The organism is Kribbella shirazensis, from assembly GCF_011761605.1.
GTDB lineage: Bacteria > Actinomycetota > Actinomycetes > Propionibacteriales > Kribbellaceae > Kribbella > Kribbella shirazensis.
This window is the reverse complement of record NZ_JAASRO010000001.1, coordinates 6,209,489-6,230,925: the sequence shown is the minus strand read 5'-3', so window position 1 is coordinate 6,230,925 and position 21,437 is coordinate 6,209,489. Positions and strand designations below refer to the sequence as shown.

Sequence of the window (21,437 nt, the reverse complement as noted above, 5' to 3'; positions counted from 1 at the left end):
AGTCCCGCATGCCGCGACTTTCCCGCAGACTTCTGGCGGCCGCTCTGGCCGTCTTCAGCCTCACAGCCTTCCTGTCACCGCCGGCGCCCGCGGCCACCACGGCCGCCGTCTTCCCGAGCGTGGTCATCGGCGAGAACTTCCCCGATCCGGACGTCTTCCAGCACAACGGCACCTGGTACGCCTACGCCACCAACGGCGGCCGCGGCACCGTTCCGGTCGCGACCGCGCCGAGCGCGAACGGCCCGTGGACGGTCCGCGGCGACGCCATGCCCGGCGGCCCGTCGAGCGCGTGGGCCCAGCCCGGCCGCACCTGGGCGCCCGACGTCCACCCGAACCCCGACGGCAGCTTCACCCTCACCTACACCGCCTGGCACAAGGCCTCCGGCCGCCAGTGCGTCGGCGTAGCCACCGCCACGAATCCGCTCGGTCCGTTCCAGCCCGTCGGTACGGCGCCGTTGATCTGCCCGCTCGACCTCGGCGGCGCGATCGACGCGAACACGTTCGTGGCCAACGACGGCACCCGCTACCTCGTCTGGAAGAACGACGGCAACGCGATTAGCAAGCCGTCGACGCTCTGGCTGACCCGGACCGCGGACAACGGCCGGACCCTGGTGGGCGGCAACACCGCGATGCTCACGTCGAACAGTGTGATCGAGGCGCCGGACCTCGTGCAGCGCGGCAGCCAGTACGTGCTGTTCTTCTCCGGCGGCGGGTACACCGACTGCAACTACCTGACGTCGTACGCGACCTCGAAGAGCCTGAGCGGCCCGTGGACGACGGCGTACCGCCCGTTGATGACGACCGCGACGTTCGACGGCCGCATCTGCGGGCCGGGCGGTGCGGACGTCGTCGGCAACAAGGTGTTCGTCCACGGGTGGGTCGGCGGCGGCCGGCACGTGTACGTCGCCGACGTCGGGTGGGCGAACGACTACCCGGTGGTCCGCGGCAGCCGCGTGCGGTACGAGGCCGAACGCGGCACGCTGAACCACTGCGTCGTACGGTCGAACGCCGCCGGCGCGTCGGACGGGAAGGTGGTCGCGTACATCGACTACGCGGACTCGTGGGTGGAGAACACCGTGTTCGCTCCGGTCGCGGGTGGTTACACGCTGCACGTCGGGTACGCCAACGGCTCGGCGTCCACCGCGAGCCACGGCCTCGTTGTCAACGGCAACAACGCGGGCTCGGTCAGTTATCCGGTCACCGGCTGGGACAACTGGCGCCAGAGCTCGGTCTCCGTCACGCTCAAGGCCGGCTGGAACACGATCCGGCTGACCAAGGGCACCCTGTACACGGAGGTCGACTACCTCGAAGTGCAGTAAAGCCGTCGGTGCGACCCCGTAGTCTCGTACTGCACAACGTCGAGTACTACGGGGAGCACGAAGCAGGAGAATGGCGAAACCACCAGAACAGCTGTCCAAGGACCGGCGCCGACGTCCGTTGTGGCTGGACGTACGCCGTACCGGACGTGGTCTGCAGGCGATGCTGTACGGCGGCCTCGCCTCCCTGATCACGCTGATCATCACGTTCTGGACGTTGCCGCAGATCAGCAGCGACGGCCGGCTGCCGATCCTGCGGCTGGTCGTCCTGCTCGCGGTGTTCTCGATGCTGATGCGCTGGATCCTGGCCGGGATCGCGGTCCTGATCGGGTCGATCGGCGTCCTCGTCGGCGGCCTGCTGTCGCAGTTCGCGGTCGTCTACCTCGGCATCACCGTCGACCCCGGGGTGAACCTGCACGGCGGTGTCGAGGCGCCGGTGCTGGTCGCGATCGTGATGTCGTCGGTGAGCGCCTTCGTCGGCTGGGTCGCGTACGCGGGCAGTGACGACGCGTACGTCGCCGAGGTGATGCGGCTCGTGCACCGCCGCGCCCGGCGGATCCAGCCGGCGCCGAAGACCGGGATGCTGATCATCCAGATCGACGGCCTGTCCGCGCCGCTGCTGAACTGGATGGTCCTGGCCGGCAACCTGCCGAACCTCGGCGGCTGGATCCGCGACGGCAACCACTCGATGCTCGCCTGGCACACCGGCGTGCCGGCGACCACGCCCGCGAGCCAGGCCGGGATCCTGCACGGCGGCTCGCGGCACATCCCGGCCTTCCGGTGGTACGAGAAGGAGACCGGCCGGGTGATGGTCACCAACCGCGGCCGGGACGCGGCCGAGATCGAGGCCCGGATGTCCACCGGGCGCGGCCTGCTCGCGGACGGCGGCGTCAGCATCAGCAACAACTGGTCCGGCGACGCGGACAAGTGCGAACTGGTGTTCAGCCGCGCCGGCCTGCCGAACAGCCGCAGCCGCGGGTACGTGCGGTTCTTCTCCAGTCCCCAGGGCGCCGCGCGCGGCCTGATCCTGTGCGTCGCGGAGATGATCAAGGAGCTGCACCAGGCCCGCCGCCAGCGCGCGCGTCGCCTCGTCCCGCGGGTCAAGCGCGGCGGCGCGTACATCTTCCTGCGGGCGGTCACCAACGTCCTGCTCCGCGACCTGAACGTCTCGCTGATCACCGACGAACTGGTCAAGGGCACCCCGGTGATCTACTGCGACTTCGTCGACTACGACGAGGTCGCGCACCACGCCGGACCGACCCGGGCCGAGTCCCTGCAGACCCTGGAAGGCCTCGACCGGGTGCTCGGCGCGCTGCGCCGGATCATCGACATCCTTCCGCACTCGTACGAGATCGTCGTGCTGTCCGACCACGGCCAGAGCCAGGGCTCGACGTTCCTGCAGCGGTACGGCCGGACGCTCGCCGAGGTGGTCGACGACCTGGTCGACACCACCAAGGAGCCGGTCGCCGCGGTCGGCAAGTCCGAGGGCTGGGGGCCGGTGAACGCCTTCCTCACCGAGCTCAGCATGCGTCGGAGCGTGGCCGGATCGGTTACCCGGAAGGCGCTGCACGTGAAAGACGGCGAGGTGGAGCTCGGCCCGAAGGAGTGCGAGCCGCAGGTGGCCCCGGACGAGCAGATGGTCGTCACCGCGTCCGGCAACCTCGCGCTGATCTACCTCGCGACCACGCCCGGCCGGGTGCCGCTGGAGGAGATCGAGCTGCTCCATCCGAAGCTGATCCCGGGTCTTGCGACCCATCCCGGGATCGGGTTCGTGGTGGTGGACTCGCTCGCCGAGGGGCCGGTCGCGATCGGGCGGGCCGGTGTCCGGGTCCTGCGGTCCGGCCGGGTCGAAGGGGAGGACCCGTTGGCGCCGTACGGCGAACCCGCGGCCGCCTCGATGCTCCGCCAGGCCGAGATGCCGCACAACGGCGACCTCGTGGTGGTCAGCCGGCTCGACGAGTTCACCCACGAGGTGGCGGCGTTCGAGGAACTGGTCGGCTGTCACGGCGGGGTCGGCGGCTGGCAGACCGAGGCGGTGCTGGTGCACCCGAGTCGTTGGGTGCTCGACGAGCCTCCCGTAGGCTCCGACGCGGTTCACGAAGTGCTGATCGGCTGGCTGGAGAAGCTGGGGCACCGCAAGGACCTCACGAAGCCGGTCGAGTCGAAGGTGGAGGCCTGAAGCGTGCGAGTCACATGCGAGTGATATGCGAGTGACATGCGAGTGACATGCGAGTGACATGGTGGGGGCACGCCACCACCACGATCGAGGCGAACGGCACGCGGCTCCTGACCGACCCGGTGCTGACGTCGCGGATCGCCCATCTGCGCCGCCGGCGCGGTCCGGCGCCGGCCCCCGAGGCGGGGGAGTGCGATGCCGTGCTGATCTCGCACCTGCACGCCGACCACCTGCACCTGACCTCGTTCCCGTTCATCTCGCCGGACGCCGCGCTGGTGGTACCGCGGGGCGCGGCGCGGCTGATCCACGCCGACCGCGGACCGCAGTACTCGGACCGCTGCATCGAGGTTGCCCCGGGCAACCAGGTCCGGATCGGCTCGCTCGAGATCACCGCCGTCACGGCCCATCACGACGGGCGGCGGCTGCCGTGGTCGTCGTACTCCGCGCAGCCACTCGGGTACCGCGTCGACGGGGCGCCGAGCGTGTGGTTCGCGGGCGACACCGACCTGTACGACGGGCTCGCGGCGGAGGCCGGGCAGGTCGATCTCGCGCTGGTGCCCGTGGGCGGCTGGGGACCGTCGCTCGGTCCCGGTCATCTGGATCCGGTCCGCGCGGCGGAGGCGGTGCGGCGGGTCGGCGCGTCGATGGCGGTGCCGGTACATTTCGGGACGTTCTGGCCGATCGGCTGTGACTGGATCAAACCGGAGCTGTTCCTGGCGCCGGGGGACAGGTTCAAGACCGCGATGACCGAGGTGGATCCCGCGGTGAAGGTGGAGGTTCTGGTGCCGGGTCAGACGGTCGAGGTCGGTGGATGACCGGAGACACCAAGTTCGACCTGTGGTACCTGTTCGCGCTCGCCGGGGCGGTGCTGATCGGTGCGGTGCTTCCCGTGCTGCCGACGGGCGCCGCGGTGTCGGCGGGCGCCGTACTGGCATCGCACGGCAGCCCGATCGGGTTGGTCGGGGTGCTGATCGCGGGCGCGGCCGGAGCGTATGTCGGCGATTTGATCGTGTACGCCGGGTGCCGGTTCGGCGGTGAGCGGCTGGCCAAGCGGGTCGGGTGGTTGCGTGACAACGCGTCGCTGGACAATCTCCGGGAACGGTTGGCCGACCACGAGATCACCGTGCTGCTGACGTCCCGGCTGATCCCGGGCGGCCGCGTGCCGGTGCTGCTGGCCGCCGGCCTCGCCGGGTACAAGTGGGAGCGGTTCGCCATCGTCGACCTGACTGCTTCGTCGCTGTGGGCCGCGGTCTACATGGCGATCGGTCTGCTCGGGTACGCGCTCTTCGACGAGCCGTGGGAGGGCGTGGTGGCCGCGATCGCACTGGTCGCCCTCACCACCGTGGTCAGCAGCCTGGTCCGGCGCGCCCGGCGCAAGCGGTCAGAGACCGAATGACGCGTTGCGGAGCTGCTCCACCGCCTCCGTCTCGCCGTCCAGTTGTACGTCGGCCACCGCCTGCCGCCCGCTGCAGAACAGCACCAGCTCGGCCGGCTCGCCGGTCACCGTGACGGAGCCTCGCTCGTTCGGCCGCTTCGCGACGCTGCTCGTGCCGTCCGGCCGCCGGAGCACCACGCCGCTCGGCGCCTTCCGGGCCATCGCCTTCGCGGACAGCCGGACCGCCTTCCACAGGCCGTCCTGCTGCTCGCGCGGCAGCGTTCGGACGTCGTACGACGGCTGGGCGCGCCGTACGTCCTCGTGGTGGATGAAGTACTCGGTCGTGTTCAGCTGCGCACCGAGCTTCGGCACCGCGAACAGGGACACGGCCGGCGGCCCGGTGCGTACCTTGCCGACGACCGCGGCGAACCCGTACCGCTCCTTCACCCGTTGCATCCGCCGCTCGGTGGTATCGGAGAGCGCGGGGATCATCAGGCCGGGCCCGGCCATCGGGTCCGCCTCCCGGACGTACAGGTGCACGGCGAGGTCGTAGGCGTCCCAGCCCTCGCACAGAGTGGGCGCGGCAGGTCCGACCTGGTCGAACAGGTCACACAGAGCGAGTCGTTCCACCCGGCTGTAGTCGGTCACATTCTCGATCGTAGTTGTCGGACGGGGGTGGCAGAATGTCAATCGTTGTCATTGCCGTGTCCCACGTATGCACCTGACTGCCTGGAGTGTGTTGCCCGTGCCACCGAAAGTCCCGGACAAGGGCAGCGTCACCCGGCGGGGATTCGGGGTGCTGCGCGTCGCGATCTGGGAGGAGCCGGGCATCTTCGCGCTGTCCGTGGTCGCGAGTATGCTGTACGGCGCGATGACCGTGGCCGGCGGCTGGGCGCTCGGCTGGTCCACCGACCGGCTGATCCGGCCGGCGTTCGAGAGCGGCGACACCAGCGCGGGCGCGATCGCGGTGCTGATCTCGCTGTTCATCGGGATCGCGATCCTGAACGCGATCGGCATCGTCGGGCGGCGGCTCGGGGCCGGAATCATGCAGTTCCGGCTGCAGGCGAAGTACCGCCGGCGGGTCACCCGGCAGTACCTGAAGCTTCCGCTGGAGTGGCACCACCAGCACTCGACCGGCATGCTGCTGTCGAACGCGAACGCCGACGTGGAGTCGACCTGGTTCGTGATCGCGCCGCTGCCGATGGCGATCGGCGTCATCGCGATGCTGATCTTCGCGACCATCGCGATGTTCGCGGCCGACGTCTGGCTGGCGCTGGTCGGCTGCCTGGTGTTCCCGCTGGTCTTCGTCGCGAACGTGATCTTCCAGCGCTACCTGCAGCCGCTCGCGACCCGGGCGCAGCAGCTGCGTGCGGACGTCTCCGAGGTCGCGCACGAGTCGTTCGACGGCGCGCTGGTCGTGAAGACACTCGGCCGGGAGGCCGCGGAGACCGAGCGCTTCCGCGCCCCGACGTACGCGCTCCGGGACGCGAACATCGCGGTGAACAAGGCCCGCGGGATGTTCGACCCGGTGATCGACGGCCTGCCCCGGCTCGGGGTGCTCGCGGTGCTGCTGGTCGGCGTGGGGAGGGTGCGCTCCGGCGGGGCGGACGCGGGTGACGTGGTCCAGGTGGCGTTCCTGTTCACGCTGATCGGGTTCCCGATCCGGGCGCTCGGCTGGGTGCTCGGCGAGCTTCCGCGGTCGGTCGTCGGGTGGGACCGGGTACAGCGCGTGCTCACCGCCGAGGGCGGGATGGAGTACGGCGAGGCGCGGCTGACGTCGACGAAGGCGGCCCGGCTGGAAGTGGCCGACGTACGGTTCGGGTACCTGCCGGAGCGCGACGTACTGGCCGGTGTGGACTTCGCGATCGAGCCCGGCCGGACCGTCGCGGTCGTCGGGCCGACGGGTTCCGGGAAGTCGACGATGACCACGCTGCTGACGCGGCTCGTCGACCCGGAGCAGGGCGCGGTGAAGATCGACGGGGTCGACGTGCGGGACCTGGCGCGCGACGAGCTGGCCGGATCGGTCGCGCTGGTGGCGCAGACCGCGTTCCTGTTCGACGACACGATCCGCGGCAACATCACGCTCGGCGGCGACCACACCGACGACGACGTCTGGGACGCGTTGCGGATCGCGCAGGGCGACGGTTTCGTGAAGGCGCTGCCGGACGGCCTGGACACCAAGGTCGGCGAGCGCGGTACGACGCTGTCCGGCGGGCAGCGGCAGCGGATCGCGCTGGCTCGGGCGCTGGTACGGCGGCCGCGGCTGCTGATCCTCGACGACGCGACCAGCGCGGTCGATCCGCAGGTCGAGGCGCGGATCCTCGCCGGGCTGCGGACCGCCGTACAGGAGGACGCGGGAGCGGCCACGACGGTGCTGGTGATCGCGTACCGGAAGGCGACGATCTCACTCGCCGACGAGGTGCTGTTCCTCGACGACGGCCGGATCCGGGCGCACGGCACGCACACCGAACTGCAGGAGACCTCGGCGGCGTACCGCGAGCTGGTGGACGCCTACGAGAAGGACGCCGAGCGACGCCAGGAAGAGGCGGAGCTTGCCGCGGACATCGATGACTTGGACTCGGAAGGAGCGTCGGCGCGATGAGCGAGCGAAGCGAGGTCATCATCAAACACAGCGCCCTGCGGCGCACATCCGCGCCCGCAGCGAAGCGAGGACGCGGATGAGCGCCGCGGAAGCTAGTCGGCTTGATCACGGTGACAACGCGGGTGGGCTGCAGACGCTGAAGGACGGTCTGAAGGTCTCGCCCGAGCTGGCGCGTGGGTGGTGGCTGACCGGGATCCTCGCGCTGACGATGACGGCCGGGCGGATCGTCGTACCGATCGCGGTGCAGCAGACGATCGACAAGGGGCTGTCGGGGCCGGGCGGTCCGGACATGTCGTACGTCGCCTGGATGTGCCTGATCTGCGCGCTCGGCGTGATCCTGACCGCGGGCGCGTCGTACCTGACGACCGTGCGGCTCGCGGTCAACTCGGAGCACGGGCTGGCGACGATGCGGATCAAGGCGTTCCGGCACGTGCACGACCTGCCGGTGCTGACCCAGAGCACCGAGCGGCGCGGCGCGCTGGTCAGCCGGGTCACGTCGGACGTCGACACGGTGTCGCAGTTCCTGCAGTTCGGCGGGTTCATCTTCCTGGTCAGCCTCGGGCAGATGCTGCTCGCGACGATCGTGATGTTCGTGTACTCCTGGCAGCTCGCGCTGGTCGTGCTGCTGTGCTTCGTCCCGTTGTTCGCGAGCCTGAAGTACCTGCAGCGCGCGATGTCGGCGGCGTACGGCGTGGTCCGGGCGAAGGTCGGCGAGATGCTGTCCGCGATCGCGGAGCCGGTCGTCGGCGCGCAGGTGGTCCGCTCGTACGCGATCGAGCAGCGCACGCAGGACCGCATCGACGCGTCCATCGACGACTACCGCCGGACGGCGACGAGGGCGCAGGGGCTCACCGGCCTGACGTTCTCGATCGGCGGTCTGGCCGCGGGCTTCGCGAACGCGGGCGTCCTGACGGTCGGTGTGCTGCTGGGCGTGGACGGGCAGGCCACGCTGGGCGAGCTGCTCGCGTTCATGTTCCTGGTCGCGCTGTTCTCGGACCCGGTGCAGATCGCCACGCAGGTGCTGACCGACGCGCAGAGCGCCTTCGCCGGCTGGCGGCGCGTGCTCGGCGTGATCGCCACGCCGGCCGACGTCGCCGACCCGGGCGAGGAGGGCGTGAAGCAGGCGCGCGGGCCGATCACGGTCGAGTTCGAGAACGTCGATTTCGCTTACCCGGAAGGGGAATTGGTGCTGCGCGATGTCGACGTACGGATCGAGCCGCATCGGCGGGTCGCGGTGGTGGGGGAGACCGGGTCGGGCAAGACGACGTTCGCGAAGCTGCTGACCCGGTTGATGGATCCGACGTCCGGGGCGGTGAAGCTGGACGGGGTGGATGCGCGCGAGATCTCGTTCGAGTCGCTGCGGGAGCGGGTCGTGATGGTGCCGCAGGACGGGTACCTGTTCGACGCGTCGCTCGCGGACAACGTGCGGTTCGGCCGGCCGGACGTGACGGACGCGGAGCTGCTGACCGCGTTCGAGTCGCTCGGCCTCACGGACTGGCTGGAGTCGCTGCCGGACGGGCTGGACTCGGCGGTCGGTCAGCGCGGTGAGTCGCTGTCCGCGGGGGAACGGCAGCTGGTGGCGCTGGTCCGCGCGAACATCGCCGACCCGGACCTGCTCGTCCTGGACGAGGCGACGTCAGCGGTCGACCCCGGCACCGAGGTCCGGGTGAACGCGGCGCTCGAGCGCCTCATGACCGGGCGTACGTCGGTCACGATCGCCCACAGGCTGTCGACGGCCGAGGCAGCCGACGAGGTCCTCGTCTTCGACGAGGGCAAGATCGTGGAGCGAGGCCCCCACACCCAACTCGTCGACGCCGGCGGCGTCTACACCCGCCTCCACCAAAGCTGGATCGCCCAACGCAGCGCCCTGTAATACCCGCAGCCCCCAGCTCCCACCACAGCCGGCGAACCCCGCGACCACCTGCCCGCCGCCCCGCGGCACCCAGCTCCGGCAGCGGCCGGCGAACCCCGTCGGGCAGCTGTCCGGCGCCCCGCGGGATCCAGCTCCGGCAGCAGCCGACGAACCCTACGACCACCTGCCCGCCGCAGCACCCAGCTTCAGCAGCGGCCGGCAAACCCCGGCGAGCAACTGTCCGGCACCCCGTGGGATCTGTCGCTCGCGCTCGCTGGGTCGGGCGGGAGCTGTCGGTCGCGTTTGCCGGTGGGCGGTCGTGGCGGGGCATCGTTGTCGTTACGTGCCCGTCGGCCGGCCGGGGTCGTGCTTCCCGGCCGGCGGACAGTTCGCCTTGTCAGGGGGTCGGGGCGGCGCCGTTCTCGCGACCCTGGCCCGGCTGCGGTACGAGCAGGAACTCGACACCGCCCTTGTCGTCGACCGCCGCGTCCAGGATCTTGTCGTCGAGAGCGTTCGCGGCGTTCTGCTCGAGGAAGACCCGCGCACCGGCTTCCTCCACCACTTGGTCACCCGGTTGCGGTGCCTCCGTCGTGGTCACCGCAAGCGCCGGATCCGCCGGGTTGTCCTGCGAGATCCGCACCCCGGCCCCCTCCGGCGCGCCCTCGACCCCGGTGATGCTCTTGATCACCAGCGTCGCGTTCTCAGTCAGGGTCAGCACAGCCCACTCCATCCGTCGATTGTCACTAGCCCCCGCCCCGTGCCCGACCACCGAAATCACAAACACCCACCCACCCGCCCAAGCCGCCCCGCCCGAGCCGACCGCCCGAGCCGACCGCCCGAGCCGACCGCCCGAGCCGCCCGCCCGAGCCGCCCGCCCGAGCCGCCCGCCCGAGCCGATCCGCCCGAGCCGATCCGCCCGAGCCGCCCGCCCGAGCCGATCCGCCCCGCCGGAGCCGCCCCGCCGGAGCCGACCGCCCGCGTCGCCGCGCCACGGAGTAGCGGAGTTTGTGCACCCAGTCCGCGCGGATCTAGGTGCTTGACGCGGAGACGGTGCACAAAGTCGGCCGGAGGCGGCCCGGCCGGTGCCCGGTGGGCGTCCGGTGGGCTCCGGCGGGCGTCCGGTGGGCGGGTTCTGGTTGGAGTGGGCTGGCCGGGGGGCGGATGAGTGGACTTGGGAGGGTTACCCTCGGGTTGCTTGGCCTCGGGTGGCTTGGCCGCGCGGGGGCTGGCGGAGAAGCTCGGGTTTCCGGTGGCTCGGGAAGGCGGGTTCGAGGTACGCCGCGTGGTTAGGCGGCGGTGCGCCAGGTGGGGGCGGGATCCGTACGACGGGATCCGCGCTGGAAGGCGGCACGGAAGCGCTGGACCAGTGCGTCCGGACGGAGTACGGCGTCCTCCCAGCCGAAATGGACCAACTCGAGGCCACGGTCGGCCAGGCGCTGGTCACGCTCGAAGGCCCGGCGGAGTCGCCAACGACGTTCGCTCGCGGTCGGTGCCTCGAACTTCTCCAGACCGTCGGCTTCACCGATCGTGCGGAACTCCGGCCACCAGAGATCGACCCGATCTGTCAGCCAGTGGTCGCCGTCCCAGAACTGAGCCTGCAGTATCGCCGACGGCAGACCCCGTTCCGCGAAGGTCGCGCGTGCGTACGACTCCAGCGCAGACTCCGCACGCGGATCCGCGAACGCGACGACTGCCCGCGCCTTCGCGACTCCGGGCCATTGGTACTGGCGTGCGAGTACGGCGTCGAGCTCGGAGCGGCTCACCGACCGGGCGAGGGCGTGGTCGACGGTCACCACGGCTTCGCGGAAGGGGAGTTCGCGTGCGATGTCGACGGTTGTGCGGGCGGCTGAGGTGATCCACAGCCCGTGACGGAGGTCGAGATCGGTTTCGGTGAGACCGGCCCGGCGGAGGACGACGTCCGCGCGCCTGAGGTTGCGGCGAGGGCCAGGCTCGCAGGTCAGCCAGACGTCCGCCGACGGCCGGGCGTCGCGGTCCGACCAGACCCGGAGCCCGGTGAGCTCCGCGGCGGAGAAGTGACTGATCACCGACCGAGGGTGCGCCGACTGGGCGCACGCGATGACCGCGATGCGGCGGTCGAGGCTTCCGGCGACATAGCGCCCATGGGCGTGCTGTAGGTGCCCTCGCCGAACAAGGCGCTCGATCTCGAACTTCCGCAGACCGAGCTCCAGAAGCTCCGCGTGCCGCATCGGTGTGCTCCACCGCCGAACCAGCCTCGCTCGCACCTCCTCCCGGATCCTCTCCACACCACGATCCTCGCCGAACCAACGCCTTCCCCGCTGGCCCCCTGTGGACAACCTCGACTTTGTGCACGCACGCCGTACGCCTGCCCTCGGGATCCACGGATCTGATGCACAAAGTCGGACTTCGGGCAGTCGGGGCCGGCTAGCGGGTGCGGCAGGCGTCGGGTGGCTGGGCGGGTGGGCTGACGCGGGGCGGGCTGACGCGGGGCGACGCGGGTGGGGCTGACGTGGGGCGGGGCGACGCGGGTGGGTTGGTGGCCGGGCGGGGGTGCGGGTGGGGGCTCAAAGTGGGGTGCGGAGGGGAGGGGGGATGGTGTGTGATCGGGGGATGGTTATTGAGTTGCGGGTTGCGGGGGCGGCGGAGTTGGGTGAGGTTTTGGGGGTGCTGCGGGGGTGGCAGCGGGAGGATGTGCCGCTGCAGTTGCATCCGGGGGACCTTGGGTGGTTCTGGCGGTTCGGGGTCGAGCGGACGGCGGCGGCTACGCGGATCTGGCGGCGTGGCGGGGAGATCGTCGCGATCGGGATGCTGGACGAGCCCGATTGGTTGCGGCTGTCGATCGCCCCGGACGCCCAGCGTGACGAGGAGCTGGCGCAGCGGATCGTCGAGGACGTGTCCGCGCCCGCGGCCGGCGTGCTGATCGAGGGCAAGGTGTACGTCGAGACGCCGATGGGCGCGCTCGTCCAGGACCTGCTGTTCAAGGACGGCTGGAACGCGGACGTGCCGTGGGTGCCGCTGCGCCGCGACCTGGGCGACCCGGTGCCGGATCCCGGTCTGCGGGTCGGCGTCATCGGCGCGGAGGAGGCCCACGAGCGCACCGGCGTACAGCGGGCGTCGTTCGACGGGTCGACGTTCACCGACGAGCGCTGGTTCGCGATGTCCGACGGCCTGCCGTACGCCGACGCGCGTTGCCTGGTGCTCCGCAACAAGATCGGCGAGTCCGTCGCCGCGGCGACCGTGTGGTCCGCCGGCGAGGGACGCCCCGGCTACATCGAGCCGATGGGCGTCCACCGCCTGCACCGCGGCCGCGGGTACGGCACCGCGATGGTCCTGGCCTGTGCGCGGGCGTTGCAGGAGCTGGGCTCGTCCAGCATCTACACGGTCACGCCGGCGACCAACGTCGGCGCGATCGCGACGTACCAGGCCGCCGGGATGCAGGCGCTGGACGAGATCCGAGCCCAGTACCGGGACGCCTAGCCGGCCGCTACGTCGTCGGCGGCCCGGAGCACTCGCAGGATGTTGCCACTGGCAAGTTTCCCGAGGTCTTCGGTGCTCCAGCCGCGGTCGGCCAGCGCGCCGAACAGCACCGGGTACGACGCCACGTCCGGCAGCTCGACCGGGAACTCCGGGCAGCCGTCGTAGTCGCCGCCCAGCCCGATGTGGTCGATACCGGCCACCTCCCGGACGTGCTCGACGTGCGCGACCACGTCCGCCAGCGTGGTCTCCGGCTTGGGCTGCCCGTAGATCTCGGCGAGCTTCGCCTGGTTCTCCGGCCTCAGCGGGGACGGGATCGGATTGCCCGGCTGATCATCGGTGCTCAGGCCCGCCCTTTCGGCCGCGACGCGGGCGCCCTCGACCCAGTCGACGTACGCCTGAGAGGTGAAGTACGGCACGAAGGTGACCATGCAGACGCCGTCGTTCGCCGCCAGCGTCTCGAGGACGTCGTCCGGTGCGTTCCGCGGTACGTCGCAGACCGCGCGCGCCGACGAGTGGCTGAAGATGACCGGCGCGCTGGTCACGCGGAGCGCGTGCCGCATGGTGTCCGCGGAGACGTGCGAGAGGTCGACGAGCATGCCGATCCGGTTCATCTCCCGGACGACCTCCTCGCCGAAGTCGTTCAGCCCGCCGAGCACCGGCTCGTCGGTGGCCGAATCCGCCCAGGACACGTTGTGGTTGTGGGTCAGGGTCATGTAGCGGACGCCGAGCGCGCGCATCGTCCGCAGGACGCCGAGCGACTCACCGATCGAGTGGCCGCCCTCCATGCCCATCAGCGACGCGATCCGGCCGGCCTTCATCGCGGCCTCCACGTCGTCCGCCGAGGACGCCAGTTGCAGGTCGTCCGGGAAGCGCTCGACGAACCGCCGGACGAAATCGAGCTGCTCGAACGTACGCCGTACCGCGTGCTCGTCCTGCGGCACCCACAGGGACCAGAACTGCCCGCCCACGTGACCCGCGCGCAGCCGCGGCAGGTCCGTGTTGAGCTCCGGCACCGGGCCCGCCAGGTCGTGAGCGTCCAGGTCGTACCCGCACAGCTCGTAGAACGCGATCGGCAGGTCGTTGTGCCCGTCGATCACCGGATGCTCCCGCAACAACCCTTCGATCCCCGCCTCACTAGTCATCGGGCCATCTTCGCAGTTCGGGACCGTGGTCAGCAGCCACCCCCGGATCGGGGACAATGGGGTGGTGACTATCGACGAGTTGACCTTCGACGCGGCCGGGCTGATCCCGGCGGTGGTGCAGCAGTACGACACGCGCGAGGTCCTGATGGTGGGCTGGATGGACGCCGAGGCGGTGCGCCGTACCGCGGAGACCAGGCGGAGCACGTTCTGGTCGCGGAGCCGGCAGCAGTACTGGGTGAAGGGCGAGACCAGCGGCCATCGTCAGCACGTCAAGCAGATCCTCGTCGACTGCGACGCGGACACGCTGCTGGTCCTCGTCGACCAGGAAGGACCGGCCTGCCACACCGGCACCCGCAGCTGCTTCGAGCACGGCGAGATCGAGGTCGCCGCATGACCGCGCCGGATCTGGAGACGTTCCGTGAGTACGCGAAGGACCGCCGCGTCATCCCGGTGACACGGCGGCTGCTCGGCGACGCGGAGACGCCGATCGGTGTGTACGGCAAGCTGGCGGCCGAGCGGGAGGGCACGTTCCTGCTGGAGTCGGCGGAGAACGGCGGCGTCTGGTCGCGGTACTCGTTCATCGGCGTCCGCTCCGCCGCGACGCTGACCGAGCGCGACGGCGAGGCCGTCTGGACCGGCAACCCGCCGGTCGGCCTGCCGCAGACCGGCGACCCGCTGCAGGCGCTCCGCGAGACGCTCGACATCCTGCACACCCCGCGGCTGCCGGACCTGCCCCCGCTGACCGGCGGCATGGTCGGCTTCCTCGGGTACGACGCGGTGCGCCGGCTGGAGCGGTTGCCGGACACAACCACCGACGACCTCGGCCTGCCCGAGCTGACCTTCCTGTTCGCGACCGACCTGGCCGCCCTGGACCACGAGACCGGCGAGATCTGGCTGATCGCGAACGCGGTCAACTGGGACGACTCCGACGAGCGCGTCGACGAGGCGTACGCCGACGCGGTACGCCGGCTCGACGCGATGGAGCGCGACCTCGCGCAGCCCACGCCGTCGTACGTCGTCCGCGCGGACCGGCAGGCCCAGCCCGACCCGCACCGGCAGCGCTCCAGCGCGGAGTACCGGGAGGCGGTCGAGCACGCGAAGGAGGAGATCCGCGCGGGCGAGGCGTTCCAGATCGTCGTCTCGCAGCGGTTCGAGCTGCAGACGTCGGCGTCCGCGCTCGACATCTACCGCGTGCTCCGCCGGTCGAATCCGAGCCCCTACATGTACCTGGTCCGGCTGGACGGGTTCGACATCGTCGGCTCCAGCCCGGAGGCGCTGGTCAAGGTCACCGACAACAAGGTGATCCTGCACCCGATCGCCGGCACCCGCCGCCGCGGTACGACGCCGGAGGAGGACCACGCGCTCGAGGAGGAGCTGCGCGCGGACGTGAAGGAGCGCGCGGAGCACCTGATGCTCGTCGACCTCGGCCGCAACGACGTCGGCAAGGTGTGCGCCCCCGGCACGGTCGAGGTCGTCGACTTCATGGACGTCCGGCGCTACAGCCACGTCATGCACCTCGAGTCGACCGTCACCGGTCAGCTCGCGGCCGGACGGACCGCGTTCGACGCGCTCACCGCGGCGTTCCCCGCGGGCACACTGTCCGGGGCGCCGAAGCCGCGGGCGATGGAGATCATCGACAAGCTCGAGGTCACCCGGCGGGGCGTGTACGGCGGGGTGGTCGGCTATCTCGACTTCGCCGGGGACGCGGATACCGCGATCGCGATCCGTACTGCGGTGCTGCGCGGTGGGACGGCGTACGTCCAGGCCGGTGCCGGCATCGTCGCGGACTCGGACCCGGCGGCCGAGGACGCCGAGTGCCGGACGAAGGCGGCGGCGGTGCTGAACGCGATCGCCGTCGCGGGAACGTTCAGCGACGTATGAGATCCCAGCGACTGGTCGACGTCCTCGCCCTCGTGGCGCTGGCGCTGCTCGGGTTGTCGGCGTACCTGACCTGGGTGTCGGCCGATCCGGGGAACGGGCGGCCGGTGGTCGACTTCAACGGCTACACGATCACCAAGGCGCCCGTCACGCTCGCGCTGGCGGGGGTGGTGGCTGTCGTGGTGACGAAGCTCGCCGGCACCTTCCTGCGGAGAGTTCTGGGCGGTCTGGTGGCGCTGCTCGGGTTCGCGGCGATCGTCGTCTCCTTGAGCGTCCGCCCCGATGGTCCTGAACTGAGCCGGCTGCGGCCGGAGCTGAGCGACGTACTGGCGGACCAGGTGACGCAGGCAGGCGGCCCGGCGCCGTGGTTCGCCCTGGCAGGCGGGATCGCGCTGGCCGGCGCCGGGCTGATCACGGTGCTGACAGCGCAGCGATGGCGGCAGGCGACCCAGCGTTACGAGCGTGATCCGGCCGCCGCGCCGGCGGATCAGTGGAAGGCGATCGACGCCGGGGAGGACCCGACTCTCTGATCGCGGCGGGCTACCGCCACAATAGGACGGGACACGAGGAGGAGTGGCGCCAACTATGGAGAATACGACGGCCGATCAAGCGGCGCGGGCGAGCGAGGAAGTTCCCCACGATCTGCACGGCAACAGCCCGGCGGCCTGGACCGCGGTGGCGATCGTGCTGGTCGCGTTCACGGTCGGTGCCATCGCGATGGTGCTCGGGCCCAACTGGGTGCTGTTCTGGATCTCTGTCGGCATCGCGGTGCTGGGCGCCCTGGCCGGCAAGGTGCTGCAGCTGCTGGGCTTCGGGGTCCCGACCGACGGCCACCACTGAAGGGCGGACGGACATGACTGTGCTTGACGACATCCTCGCCGGGGTCCGGGAGGACCTCGCGGAGCGCCAGGCGCGGGTCAGCCTGGACGACCTGAAGCTGGAGGCCCAGCGCAAGCCCGACGCCAAGGACCCGATGCCGGTGTTCCGCGGCGACGGGATCGCTGTCATCGCCGAGGTGAAGCGCTCCAGCCCGTCCAAGGGCGAGCTGGCCGAGATCACCGACCCGGCCGCGCTGGCCGGGGAGTACGAGCAGGGTGGCGCCGCGGCGATCTCGGTGCTGACCGAGGAGCGCCGGTTCAACGGCAGCCTGGACGATCTGCGGGCGGTCCGCGGCCGGGTCGACGTGCCCGTGCTGCGCAAGGACTTCGTCGTCTCGTCCTACCAGCTCTGGGAGGCGCGGGCGGCCGGGGCCGACATGGTGCTGCTGATCGTCGCCGCGCTGGAGCAGGAGGCGCTGGTCTCGCTCGTCGAGCGGGCCCAGTCGATCGGCCTGTGCCCGCTGGTCGAGGTACACGACGAGGAGGAGACCCGGCGTGCGGTGGACGCCGGCGCCCAGCTCATCGGCGTGAACAACCGGAACCTGAAGACCCTCGAGGTCGACCGGGACACCTTCGCCCGGGTCGCGCCGACGATCCCGACCGAGCTGGTGCGCGTGGCCGAGTCCGGCGTCCGGGGCCCGCATGATGTAATCGAGTTCGCGCGCGCCGGGGCCGATGTCGTCCTCGTCGGTGAAACCCTGGTGACCGGCCGCGATCCTCGCGCCTCGGTCGCCGACCTCGTCGCCGCCGGATCGCACCCCGCCATCCAGCAGCGGCACTAGAACGCCCGCCCGGTCCAAACGGCGCGGGGCCGTAACTCTCCCGCGCCGTAGGGCCGGGTTCGGAAGGTTTTGTCGGATGACTACTGTGCTGCCCGACCAGCTCGGGCACTTCGGCCGTTTCGGCGGCAGGTTCATGCCGGAGGCGCTGATCGCGCCGCTCGACGAGCTCACCCAGGCCTGGCGCGAGGCGATGGCCGACCCGGAGTTCACCGGTGAGTTCGAGCGGATGCTGCGCGAGTACATCGGCGCCCCGAGCCTGCTGTACGACGCGACCCGGCTGTCGGACGTGGCCGGCGCGCGGATCCTGCTGAAGCGCGAGGACCTGAACCACACCGGCGCGCACAAGATCCGCAACGCGATCGGCCAGGCGCTGCTGACCAAGCGGATGGGCAAGCCGCGGGTGATCGCCGAGACCGGCGCCGGCCAGCACGGCGTCGCGACCGCGACCGCGTGTGCGTACCTCGGCCTCGAGTGCGTGGTCTACATGGGCGAGGTCGACACCGAGCGCCAGGCGCTGAACGTGGCCCGGATGCGGCTGCTCGGAGCCGAGGTGATCGCGGTCAAGACCGGCAGCCGGACGCTGAAGGACGCGATCAACGACGCCCTGCGCGACTGGGTCGCCAGCGTGGACAAGACGCACTACATCCTCGGTACGGCGGCCGGTTCGCACCCGTTCCCGGCGATGGTGCGCGACTTCGTCCGCGGCATCGGGGACGAGGCGCGGGAGCAGACGCTGGAGCTGACCGGCAAGCTGCCGGACGCGGCGGTCGCCTCGGTCGGCGGCGGGTCGAACGCGATCGGTCTGTTCACCGCGTTCATCCCGGACGAGGACGTGAAGCTGTACGGCATCGAGCCGGGCGGCGACGGGTTCGAGACCGGCCGGCACGCGGCGACGATCACGGCCGGGCAGGTCGGCGTACTGCACGGTGCGCGGTCGTTCCTGCTGCAGGACGAGGACGGGCAGACGATCGAGTCGCACTCGATCTCCGCGGGGCTGGACTACCCGGGCGTCGGCCCGGAACACGCGTGGCTGGCGGAGACCGGGCGGGCGTCGTACCGGCCGATCACCGACGCCGACGCGATGGAGGCGTTCCGGCTGCTGTCGAAGACCGAGGGCATCATCCCGGCGATCGAGTCCGCGCACGCGGTCGCCGGCGCGCTCGAGATCGCGAAGGAACTGGGGCCGGAGGCAACGATTCTGGTGAACCTCTCCGGTCGCGGCGACAAGGACATGGACACGGCCGCGACCTGGTTCGGCCTGGGCGAGAAGGGATCCGGCCAGTGAGCGAACTCGTTGCCCTGGGCAAGGCCGGTGCCGCGATCCGGAAGGCGAACGCCGAGGGCCGGGCGGCCCTGGTCGGGTACCTGCCGGCCGGGTTCCCGTCGTACGACGACGGCGTCGACGCGATCAAGGCGCTCGTCGACGGCGGCTGCGACGTCCTCGAGATCGGCCTGCCGTACAGCGACCCGGTGATGGACGGCGTGACGATCCAGCGCGCCGCCGCGGCCGCGCTGGCCGGAGGCGTGCGGACCCGCGACGTGCTCAGCACGGTGGAGAAGGTCGCGGCGTACTCCGACGTGCCGGTGCTCGTGATGACGTACTGGAACCCGGTCGAGCGGTACGGCGTGGATCGCTTCGCGGCGGACTTCGCCGGTGCCGGGGGAGCCGGGCTGATCACGCCCGACCTGATCCCGGACGAGGGCGCGGAGTGGATCGCGGCCGCGGACAAGAACGACCTGGACAAGGTGTTCCTGGTCTCGCCGTCGTCGACCGACGAGCGGATCGCGATGACGACGGCGGCCTGCCGCGGCTTCGTCTACGCGACGGCCGTGATGGGCGTCACCGGTGCACGGGACAAGCCGTCCGACCTGGCGGCACCGCTGGTGGCCAGGGTGAAGGCGGCGACCGGTATCCCGGTCGGTGTCGGCCTCGGCATCTCGAACGCGGACCAGGCGGCCGGTGTCGCGGCGTTCGCCGACGCGGCGATCGTCGGCGCGGCACTGGTCAAGGCACTCGAGGACGGCGGGCCGGCCGGAGTCCGCGCGCTGGCGGAGTCCCTGTCCGAAGGCGTCCGCCGGGAACCCCGCTCGGCCGTCGATCGTTAGTACCGCCGTGAGTCGAACCAGAAGCGCCGTCCTGCTCTTGGCGGCGGTGGCTCTGCTCGCCCTCGCGGGCTGCAGCGGCAAGGAAGAGAAGCCGGACAACCCGGGCGGCGCGATCATCCGCAGCAGTCAGGACCCCAACGGGCTGCGCGGCGCGACGCTCGACCGGCCGTACTCGATGCCGGCGACCACCCTGACCGACACCGGCGGGAACGCGTTCAACCTGGTCACCTCGACCAAGAAGCCGGTCACGCTGGTGTTCTTCGGCTACACCAACTGCCCGGACGTCTGCCCGACCGTGATGGCCGACGTGGCGTCCGCGCTGACGAAGCTCGACAAGCCGGTGCAGGACCAGATCCAGTTGCTGTTCATCACCACGGACCCGGCGCGCGACACCGGACCGGTGATCCGCAAGTACCTGGACCGGTTCGACCCGGCGTTCGTCGGGCTGACCGGATCGCTGACGTCGGTCAAGGACATCGCGAAGGCGGTCGGCGTACCCGTGGAAGGGATGCAGAAGCTTCCCTCCGGGGGGTACGAGGTCGGTCACGGAGCGCAGGTGATCGGGTTCGGCAAGAACGACAAGGCGAACGTGCTCTGGTTGTCGAACGCCGCCATCGGTGACCTCGCGCACGACTTCGGGAAGCTGGTGGAGGCCAACCAGTGAGGACATGGTTCCCGTGGTTCTCCTTGCTGGCGCGGCTCGTCCTCGGTGGCGTGATGCTGGTCGCCGGCGCGTTGAAGGTGACCGATCCGGAGACGGCGGCCCAGGCGGTCCGCGCGTACGAACTGCTGCCGTCGTCCCTGGTCGAGCCGGTCGGCTGGGGGATGCCGTTCCTGGAGATCGCGATCGGGTTGCTGTTGATCATCGGCTTCGGTGTCCGCGCCGCGGCCGTGGCGGCCGGTGTTTTCATGGTCGTTTTCATCGTCGCGGTGGCCTCCGCCTGGGCCCGCGGCCTGTCGATCGACTGCGGCTGCTTCGGCGGCGGCGGTCAGGTCGCCCCGGGACAAACGAAGTACCTGCAGGAGATCCTGCGGGACGTCGGCCTGCTGGTGCTGGCCGGCTGGCTGTGGTTGCACCCGGTCAGTAAGTTCGCTGTCGTATCGGAACCGGACACAGAACCGCAAGGAGTCACCGCGTCGTGAGCAAGTCGAAGGCCCCCGTGAATCCGCTGCTGCAGCAGCAGAAGCGCCGGATCTCACCCGGGATCGTCGTGGTGATCGTCCTGGTGCTGGCGCTCGGCGCCGGTGTCGCCGTGCAGTACTACCGCGGCCATTCCAAGGTCGAGGTGAGCTCGAACGGCCGCCCGGAGCCGGCGGTCATCACCGGCCCGGGCACCGCCGGCAAGGGTGTCACGGTCGGCAAGTCCGGCGCGAAGGTGAACATCGACGTCTACCTCGACTTCCGCTGCCCGCACTGCGCGGAGTTCGAGGAGAAGACCGGGGCCACCGTCGACAAGCTGGTCGAGGACGGTACGGCGACGCTGACCTACTGGCCGCTGCAGTTCGTGAACCCGGGCGCCTCGCCGCGGCTCGCGAACGCGTTCGCCGCGGCGGCCGCGAACGGCAAGGCGGTGAGCTTCGTCGGCGAGCTCTACGGCGACTTCTCGAAGTCCTGGACGACCGACCAGCTGATCGAGCTCGGCAAACAGCTCGGGGTCGGCGACGCGAAGTTCCAGCAGGCCGTGCAGGACAACACGTACGCGAGCTGGCTGGAGTCCGTGGGCAAGGCGGCCGACGAGCGGGGCGTGAACAGCACCCCGACGGTCTTCGTCAACGGCAAGCAGCTCCCGGAGGACGAGCACACCGCCGAGGGCCTGCAGAAGGCCGTCGACGCGATCGCGAGCTGAGAGGACGCCGGGACCGTAGTCTGAGGC

Annotated in this window: 21 protein-coding genes; 17 read left to right on the top strand and 4 right to left on the bottom strand. The window is 70.8% G+C overall.

Translation table 11 applies throughout. The features are described 5' to 3' along the window. Nucleotides 1-8: 8 nt before the first annotated feature. The 4 genes from BJY22_RS30030 (at nucleotide 9) to BJY22_RS30015 (ending at nucleotide 4,888) form a co-directional block, all read left to right on the top strand. On the top strand, nucleotides 9-1,319 hold the full coding sequence (locus BJY22_RS30030) for a family 43 glycosylhydrolase (RefSeq protein ID WP_167213321.1): 1,311 nt from the start codon (nucleotides 9-11) through the stop codon (nucleotides 1,317-1,319). 70 nt (nucleotides 1,320-1,389) lie between these two features. Further along, complete coding sequence (locus BJY22_RS30025; RefSeq protein ID WP_167213318.1) at nucleotides 1,390-3,495, top strand: alkaline phosphatase family protein; 2,106 nt, start codon at nucleotides 1,390-1,392, stop codon at nucleotides 3,493-3,495. A 47-nt stretch (nucleotides 3,496-3,542) separates the two neighbouring features. Beyond that, a complete protein-coding gene (locus BJY22_RS30020; protein ID WP_167213315.1) occupies nucleotides 3,543-4,307 on the top strand; it encodes an MBL fold metallo-hydrolase in 765 nt (254 codons plus the stop codon). Continuing rightward, complete coding sequence (locus BJY22_RS30015) at nucleotides 4,304-4,888, top strand: DedA family protein (RefSeq protein ID WP_167213312.1); 585 nt, start codon at nucleotides 4,304-4,306, stop codon at nucleotides 4,886-4,888. Before BJY22_RS30020 ends, BJY22_RS30015 begins: the two co-directional genes overlap by 4 nt. Here BJY22_RS30015 and BJY22_RS30010 read toward each other — a convergent pair. Beyond that, the gene (locus BJY22_RS30010; protein WP_167213309.1) at nucleotides 4,874-5,515 is read right to left on the bottom strand and encodes a TIGR03085 family metal-binding protein; all 642 of its coding nucleotides are present in this window, start codon (nucleotides 5,513-5,515) and stop codon (nucleotides 4,874-4,876) included. The two genes, BJY22_RS30015 and BJY22_RS30010, sit on opposite strands and share 15 nt — an antisense overlap. 97 nt (nucleotides 5,516-5,612) lie before the next feature. Between BJY22_RS30010 and BJY22_RS30005 the strand changes: the two genes are divergently transcribed. Together BJY22_RS30005 and BJY22_RS30000 are read left to right on the top strand one after the other, a co-directional pair. Beyond that, nucleotides 5,613-7,469, top strand: coding sequence for an ABC transporter ATP-binding protein (locus BJY22_RS30005; RefSeq protein WP_337759461.1), 1,857 nt, complete (start codon nucleotides 5,613-5,615; stop codon nucleotides 7,467-7,469). 76 nt (nucleotides 7,470-7,545) lie between these two features. Beyond that, on the top strand, nucleotides 7,546-9,342 hold the full coding sequence (locus BJY22_RS30000) for an ABC transporter ATP-binding protein (protein ID WP_167213304.1): 1,797 nt from the start codon (nucleotides 7,546-7,548) through the stop codon (nucleotides 9,340-9,342). Nucleotides 9,343-9,718: 376 nt separating this feature from the next. Here the strand turns inward: BJY22_RS30000 and BJY22_RS29995 are convergent, their stop codons facing one another. Continuing rightward, the gene (locus BJY22_RS29995) at nucleotides 9,719-10,039 is read right to left on the bottom strand and encodes a Fe-S cluster assembly protein HesB (protein ID WP_167213302.1); all 321 of its coding nucleotides are present in this window, start codon (nucleotides 10,037-10,039) and stop codon (nucleotides 9,719-9,721) included. 568 nt (nucleotides 10,040-10,607) lie between these two features. Continuing rightward, the gene (locus BJY22_RS29990; protein ID WP_238351662.1) at nucleotides 10,608-11,528 is read right to left on the bottom strand and encodes a hypothetical protein; all 921 of its coding nucleotides are present in this window, start codon (nucleotides 11,526-11,528) and stop codon (nucleotides 10,608-10,610) included. Between the two features lie 382 nt (nucleotides 11,529-11,910). Between BJY22_RS29990 and BJY22_RS29985 the strand changes: the two genes are divergently transcribed. Beyond that, nucleotides 11,911-12,777 carry a GNAT family N-acetyltransferase gene (locus BJY22_RS29985; RefSeq protein ID WP_202891316.1) on the top strand — a complete coding sequence of 289 codons (867 nt, stop codon included), beginning with the start codon at nucleotides 11,911-11,913 and terminating at the stop codon, nucleotides 12,775-12,777. Here the strand turns inward: BJY22_RS29985 and BJY22_RS29980 are convergent. Then, nucleotides 12,774-13,919: a dipeptidase gene (locus BJY22_RS29980; protein ID WP_167213294.1), complete on the bottom strand. Its 1,146-nt coding sequence runs from the start codon at nucleotides 13,917-13,919 to the stop codon at nucleotides 12,774-12,776. The two genes, BJY22_RS29985 and BJY22_RS29980, sit on opposite strands and share 4 nt — an antisense overlap. A gap of 64 nt (nucleotides 13,920-13,983) precedes the next feature. Between BJY22_RS29980 and hisI the strand changes: the two genes are divergently transcribed. The 10 genes from hisI (at nucleotide 13,984) to BJY22_RS29930 (ending at nucleotide 21,410) form a co-directional block, all read left to right on the top strand. After that, entirely contained in the window at nucleotides 13,984-14,313 is a 330-nt protein-coding gene (hisI, locus tag BJY22_RS29975) for a phosphoribosyl-AMP cyclohydrolase (RefSeq protein ID WP_167213292.1), read from the top strand. Continuing rightward, nucleotides 14,310-15,800, top strand: coding sequence for an anthranilate synthase component I (locus tag BJY22_RS29970; protein WP_167213289.1), 1,491 nt, complete (start codon nucleotides 14,310-14,312; stop codon nucleotides 15,798-15,800). Before hisI ends, BJY22_RS29970 begins: the two co-directional genes overlap by 4 nt. Continuing rightward, entirely contained in the window at nucleotides 15,797-16,327 is a 531-nt protein-coding gene (locus BJY22_RS29965) for a Trp biosynthesis-associated membrane protein (protein WP_167213287.1), read from the top strand. The genes BJY22_RS29970 and BJY22_RS29965 overlap by 4 nt, the downstream gene beginning before the upstream one ends. A gap of 55 nt (nucleotides 16,328-16,382) precedes the next feature. Then, a complete protein-coding gene (locus tag BJY22_RS29960) occupies nucleotides 16,383-16,637 on the top strand; it encodes an HGxxPAAW family protein (protein ID WP_167213284.1) in 255 nt (84 codons plus the stop codon). Between the two features lie 13 nt (nucleotides 16,638-16,650). Then, on the top strand, nucleotides 16,651-17,457 hold the full coding sequence (gene trpC / locus BJY22_RS29955; RefSeq protein WP_167213281.1) for an indole-3-glycerol phosphate synthase TrpC: 807 nt from the start codon (nucleotides 16,651-16,653) through the stop codon (nucleotides 17,455-17,457). A gap of 76 nt (nucleotides 17,458-17,533) precedes the next feature. Next, nucleotides 17,534-18,742, top strand: a complete 1,209-nt coding sequence (trpB, locus tag BJY22_RS29950; RefSeq protein ID WP_167213278.1) for a tryptophan synthase subunit beta — start codon at nucleotides 17,534-17,536, stop codon at nucleotides 18,740-18,742. Further along, nucleotides 18,739-19,563 carry a tryptophan synthase subunit alpha gene (trpA, locus tag BJY22_RS29945; RefSeq protein ID WP_167213275.1) on the top strand — a complete coding sequence of 275 codons (825 nt, stop codon included), beginning with the start codon at nucleotides 18,739-18,741 and terminating at the stop codon, nucleotides 19,561-19,563. Before trpB ends, trpA begins: the two co-directional genes overlap by 4 nt. A 7-nt stretch (nucleotides 19,564-19,570) precedes the next feature. Continuing rightward, nucleotides 19,571-20,227 carry an SCO family protein gene (locus tag BJY22_RS29940; RefSeq protein WP_167213272.1) on the top strand — a complete coding sequence of 219 codons (657 nt, stop codon included), beginning with the start codon at nucleotides 19,571-19,573 and terminating at the stop codon, nucleotides 20,225-20,227. Further along, a complete protein-coding gene (locus BJY22_RS29935; protein WP_167213269.1) occupies nucleotides 20,224-20,706 on the top strand; it encodes a MauE/DoxX family redox-associated membrane protein in 483 nt (160 codons plus the stop codon). Before BJY22_RS29940 ends, BJY22_RS29935 begins: the two co-directional genes overlap by 4 nt. Then, nucleotides 20,703-21,410, top strand: a complete 708-nt coding sequence (locus BJY22_RS29930) for a thioredoxin domain-containing protein (RefSeq protein WP_167213266.1) — start codon at nucleotides 20,703-20,705, stop codon at nucleotides 21,408-21,410. The genes BJY22_RS29935 and BJY22_RS29930 overlap by 4 nt, the downstream gene beginning before the upstream one ends. Nucleotides 21,411-21,437 lie beyond the last annotated feature (27 nt).

Excerpts from the sequence above, each read along its gene's own strand:
- BJY22_RS30030 (WP_167213321.1), top strand. The coding sequence starts at position 9 with ATGCCGCGACTTTCCCGCAGACTTCTGGCGGCCGCTCTGGCCGTCTTC.
- BJY22_RS30025 (WP_167213318.1), top strand. The coding sequence starts at position 1,390 with ATGGCGAAACCACCAGAACAGCTGTCCAAGGACCGGCGCCGACGTCCG.
- BJY22_RS30020 (WP_167213315.1), top strand. The coding sequence starts at position 3,543 with ATGCGAGTGACATGGTGGGGGCACGCCACCACCACGATCGAGGCGAAC.
- BJY22_RS30015 (WP_167213312.1), top strand. The coding sequence starts at position 4,304 with ATGACCGGAGACACCAAGTTCGACCTGTGGTACCTGTTCGCGCTCGCC.
- BJY22_RS30000 (WP_167213304.1), top strand. The coding sequence starts at position 7,546 with ATGAGCGCCGCGGAAGCTAGTCGGCTTGATCACGGTGACAACGCGGGT.
- BJY22_RS29990 (WP_238351662.1), bottom strand. The coding sequence starts at position 11,528 with ATGCGGCACGCGGAGCTTCTGGAGCTCGGTCTGCGGAAGTTCGAGATC.
- BJY22_RS29985 (WP_202891316.1), top strand. The coding sequence starts at position 11,911 with ATGGTTATTGAGTTGCGGGTTGCGGGGGCGGCGGAGTTGGGTGAGGTT.
- BJY22_RS29980 (WP_167213294.1), bottom strand. The coding sequence starts at position 13,919 with ATGACTAGTGAGGCGGGGATCGAAGGGTTGTTGCGGGAGCATCCGGTG.
- BJY22_RS29970 (WP_167213289.1), top strand. The coding sequence starts at position 14,310 with ATGACCGCGCCGGATCTGGAGACGTTCCGTGAGTACGCGAAGGACCGC.
- BJY22_RS29965 (WP_167213287.1), top strand. The coding sequence starts at position 15,797 with ATGAGATCCCAGCGACTGGTCGACGTCCTCGCCCTCGTGGCGCTGGCG.
- BJY22_RS29960 (WP_167213284.1), top strand. The coding sequence starts at position 16,383 with ATGGAGAATACGACGGCCGATCAAGCGGCGCGGGCGAGCGAGGAAGTT.
- trpC (WP_167213281.1), top strand. The coding sequence starts at position 16,651 with ATGACTGTGCTTGACGACATCCTCGCCGGGGTCCGGGAGGACCTCGCG.
- trpB (WP_167213278.1), top strand. The coding sequence starts at position 17,534 with ATGACTACTGTGCTGCCCGACCAGCTCGGGCACTTCGGCCGTTTCGGC.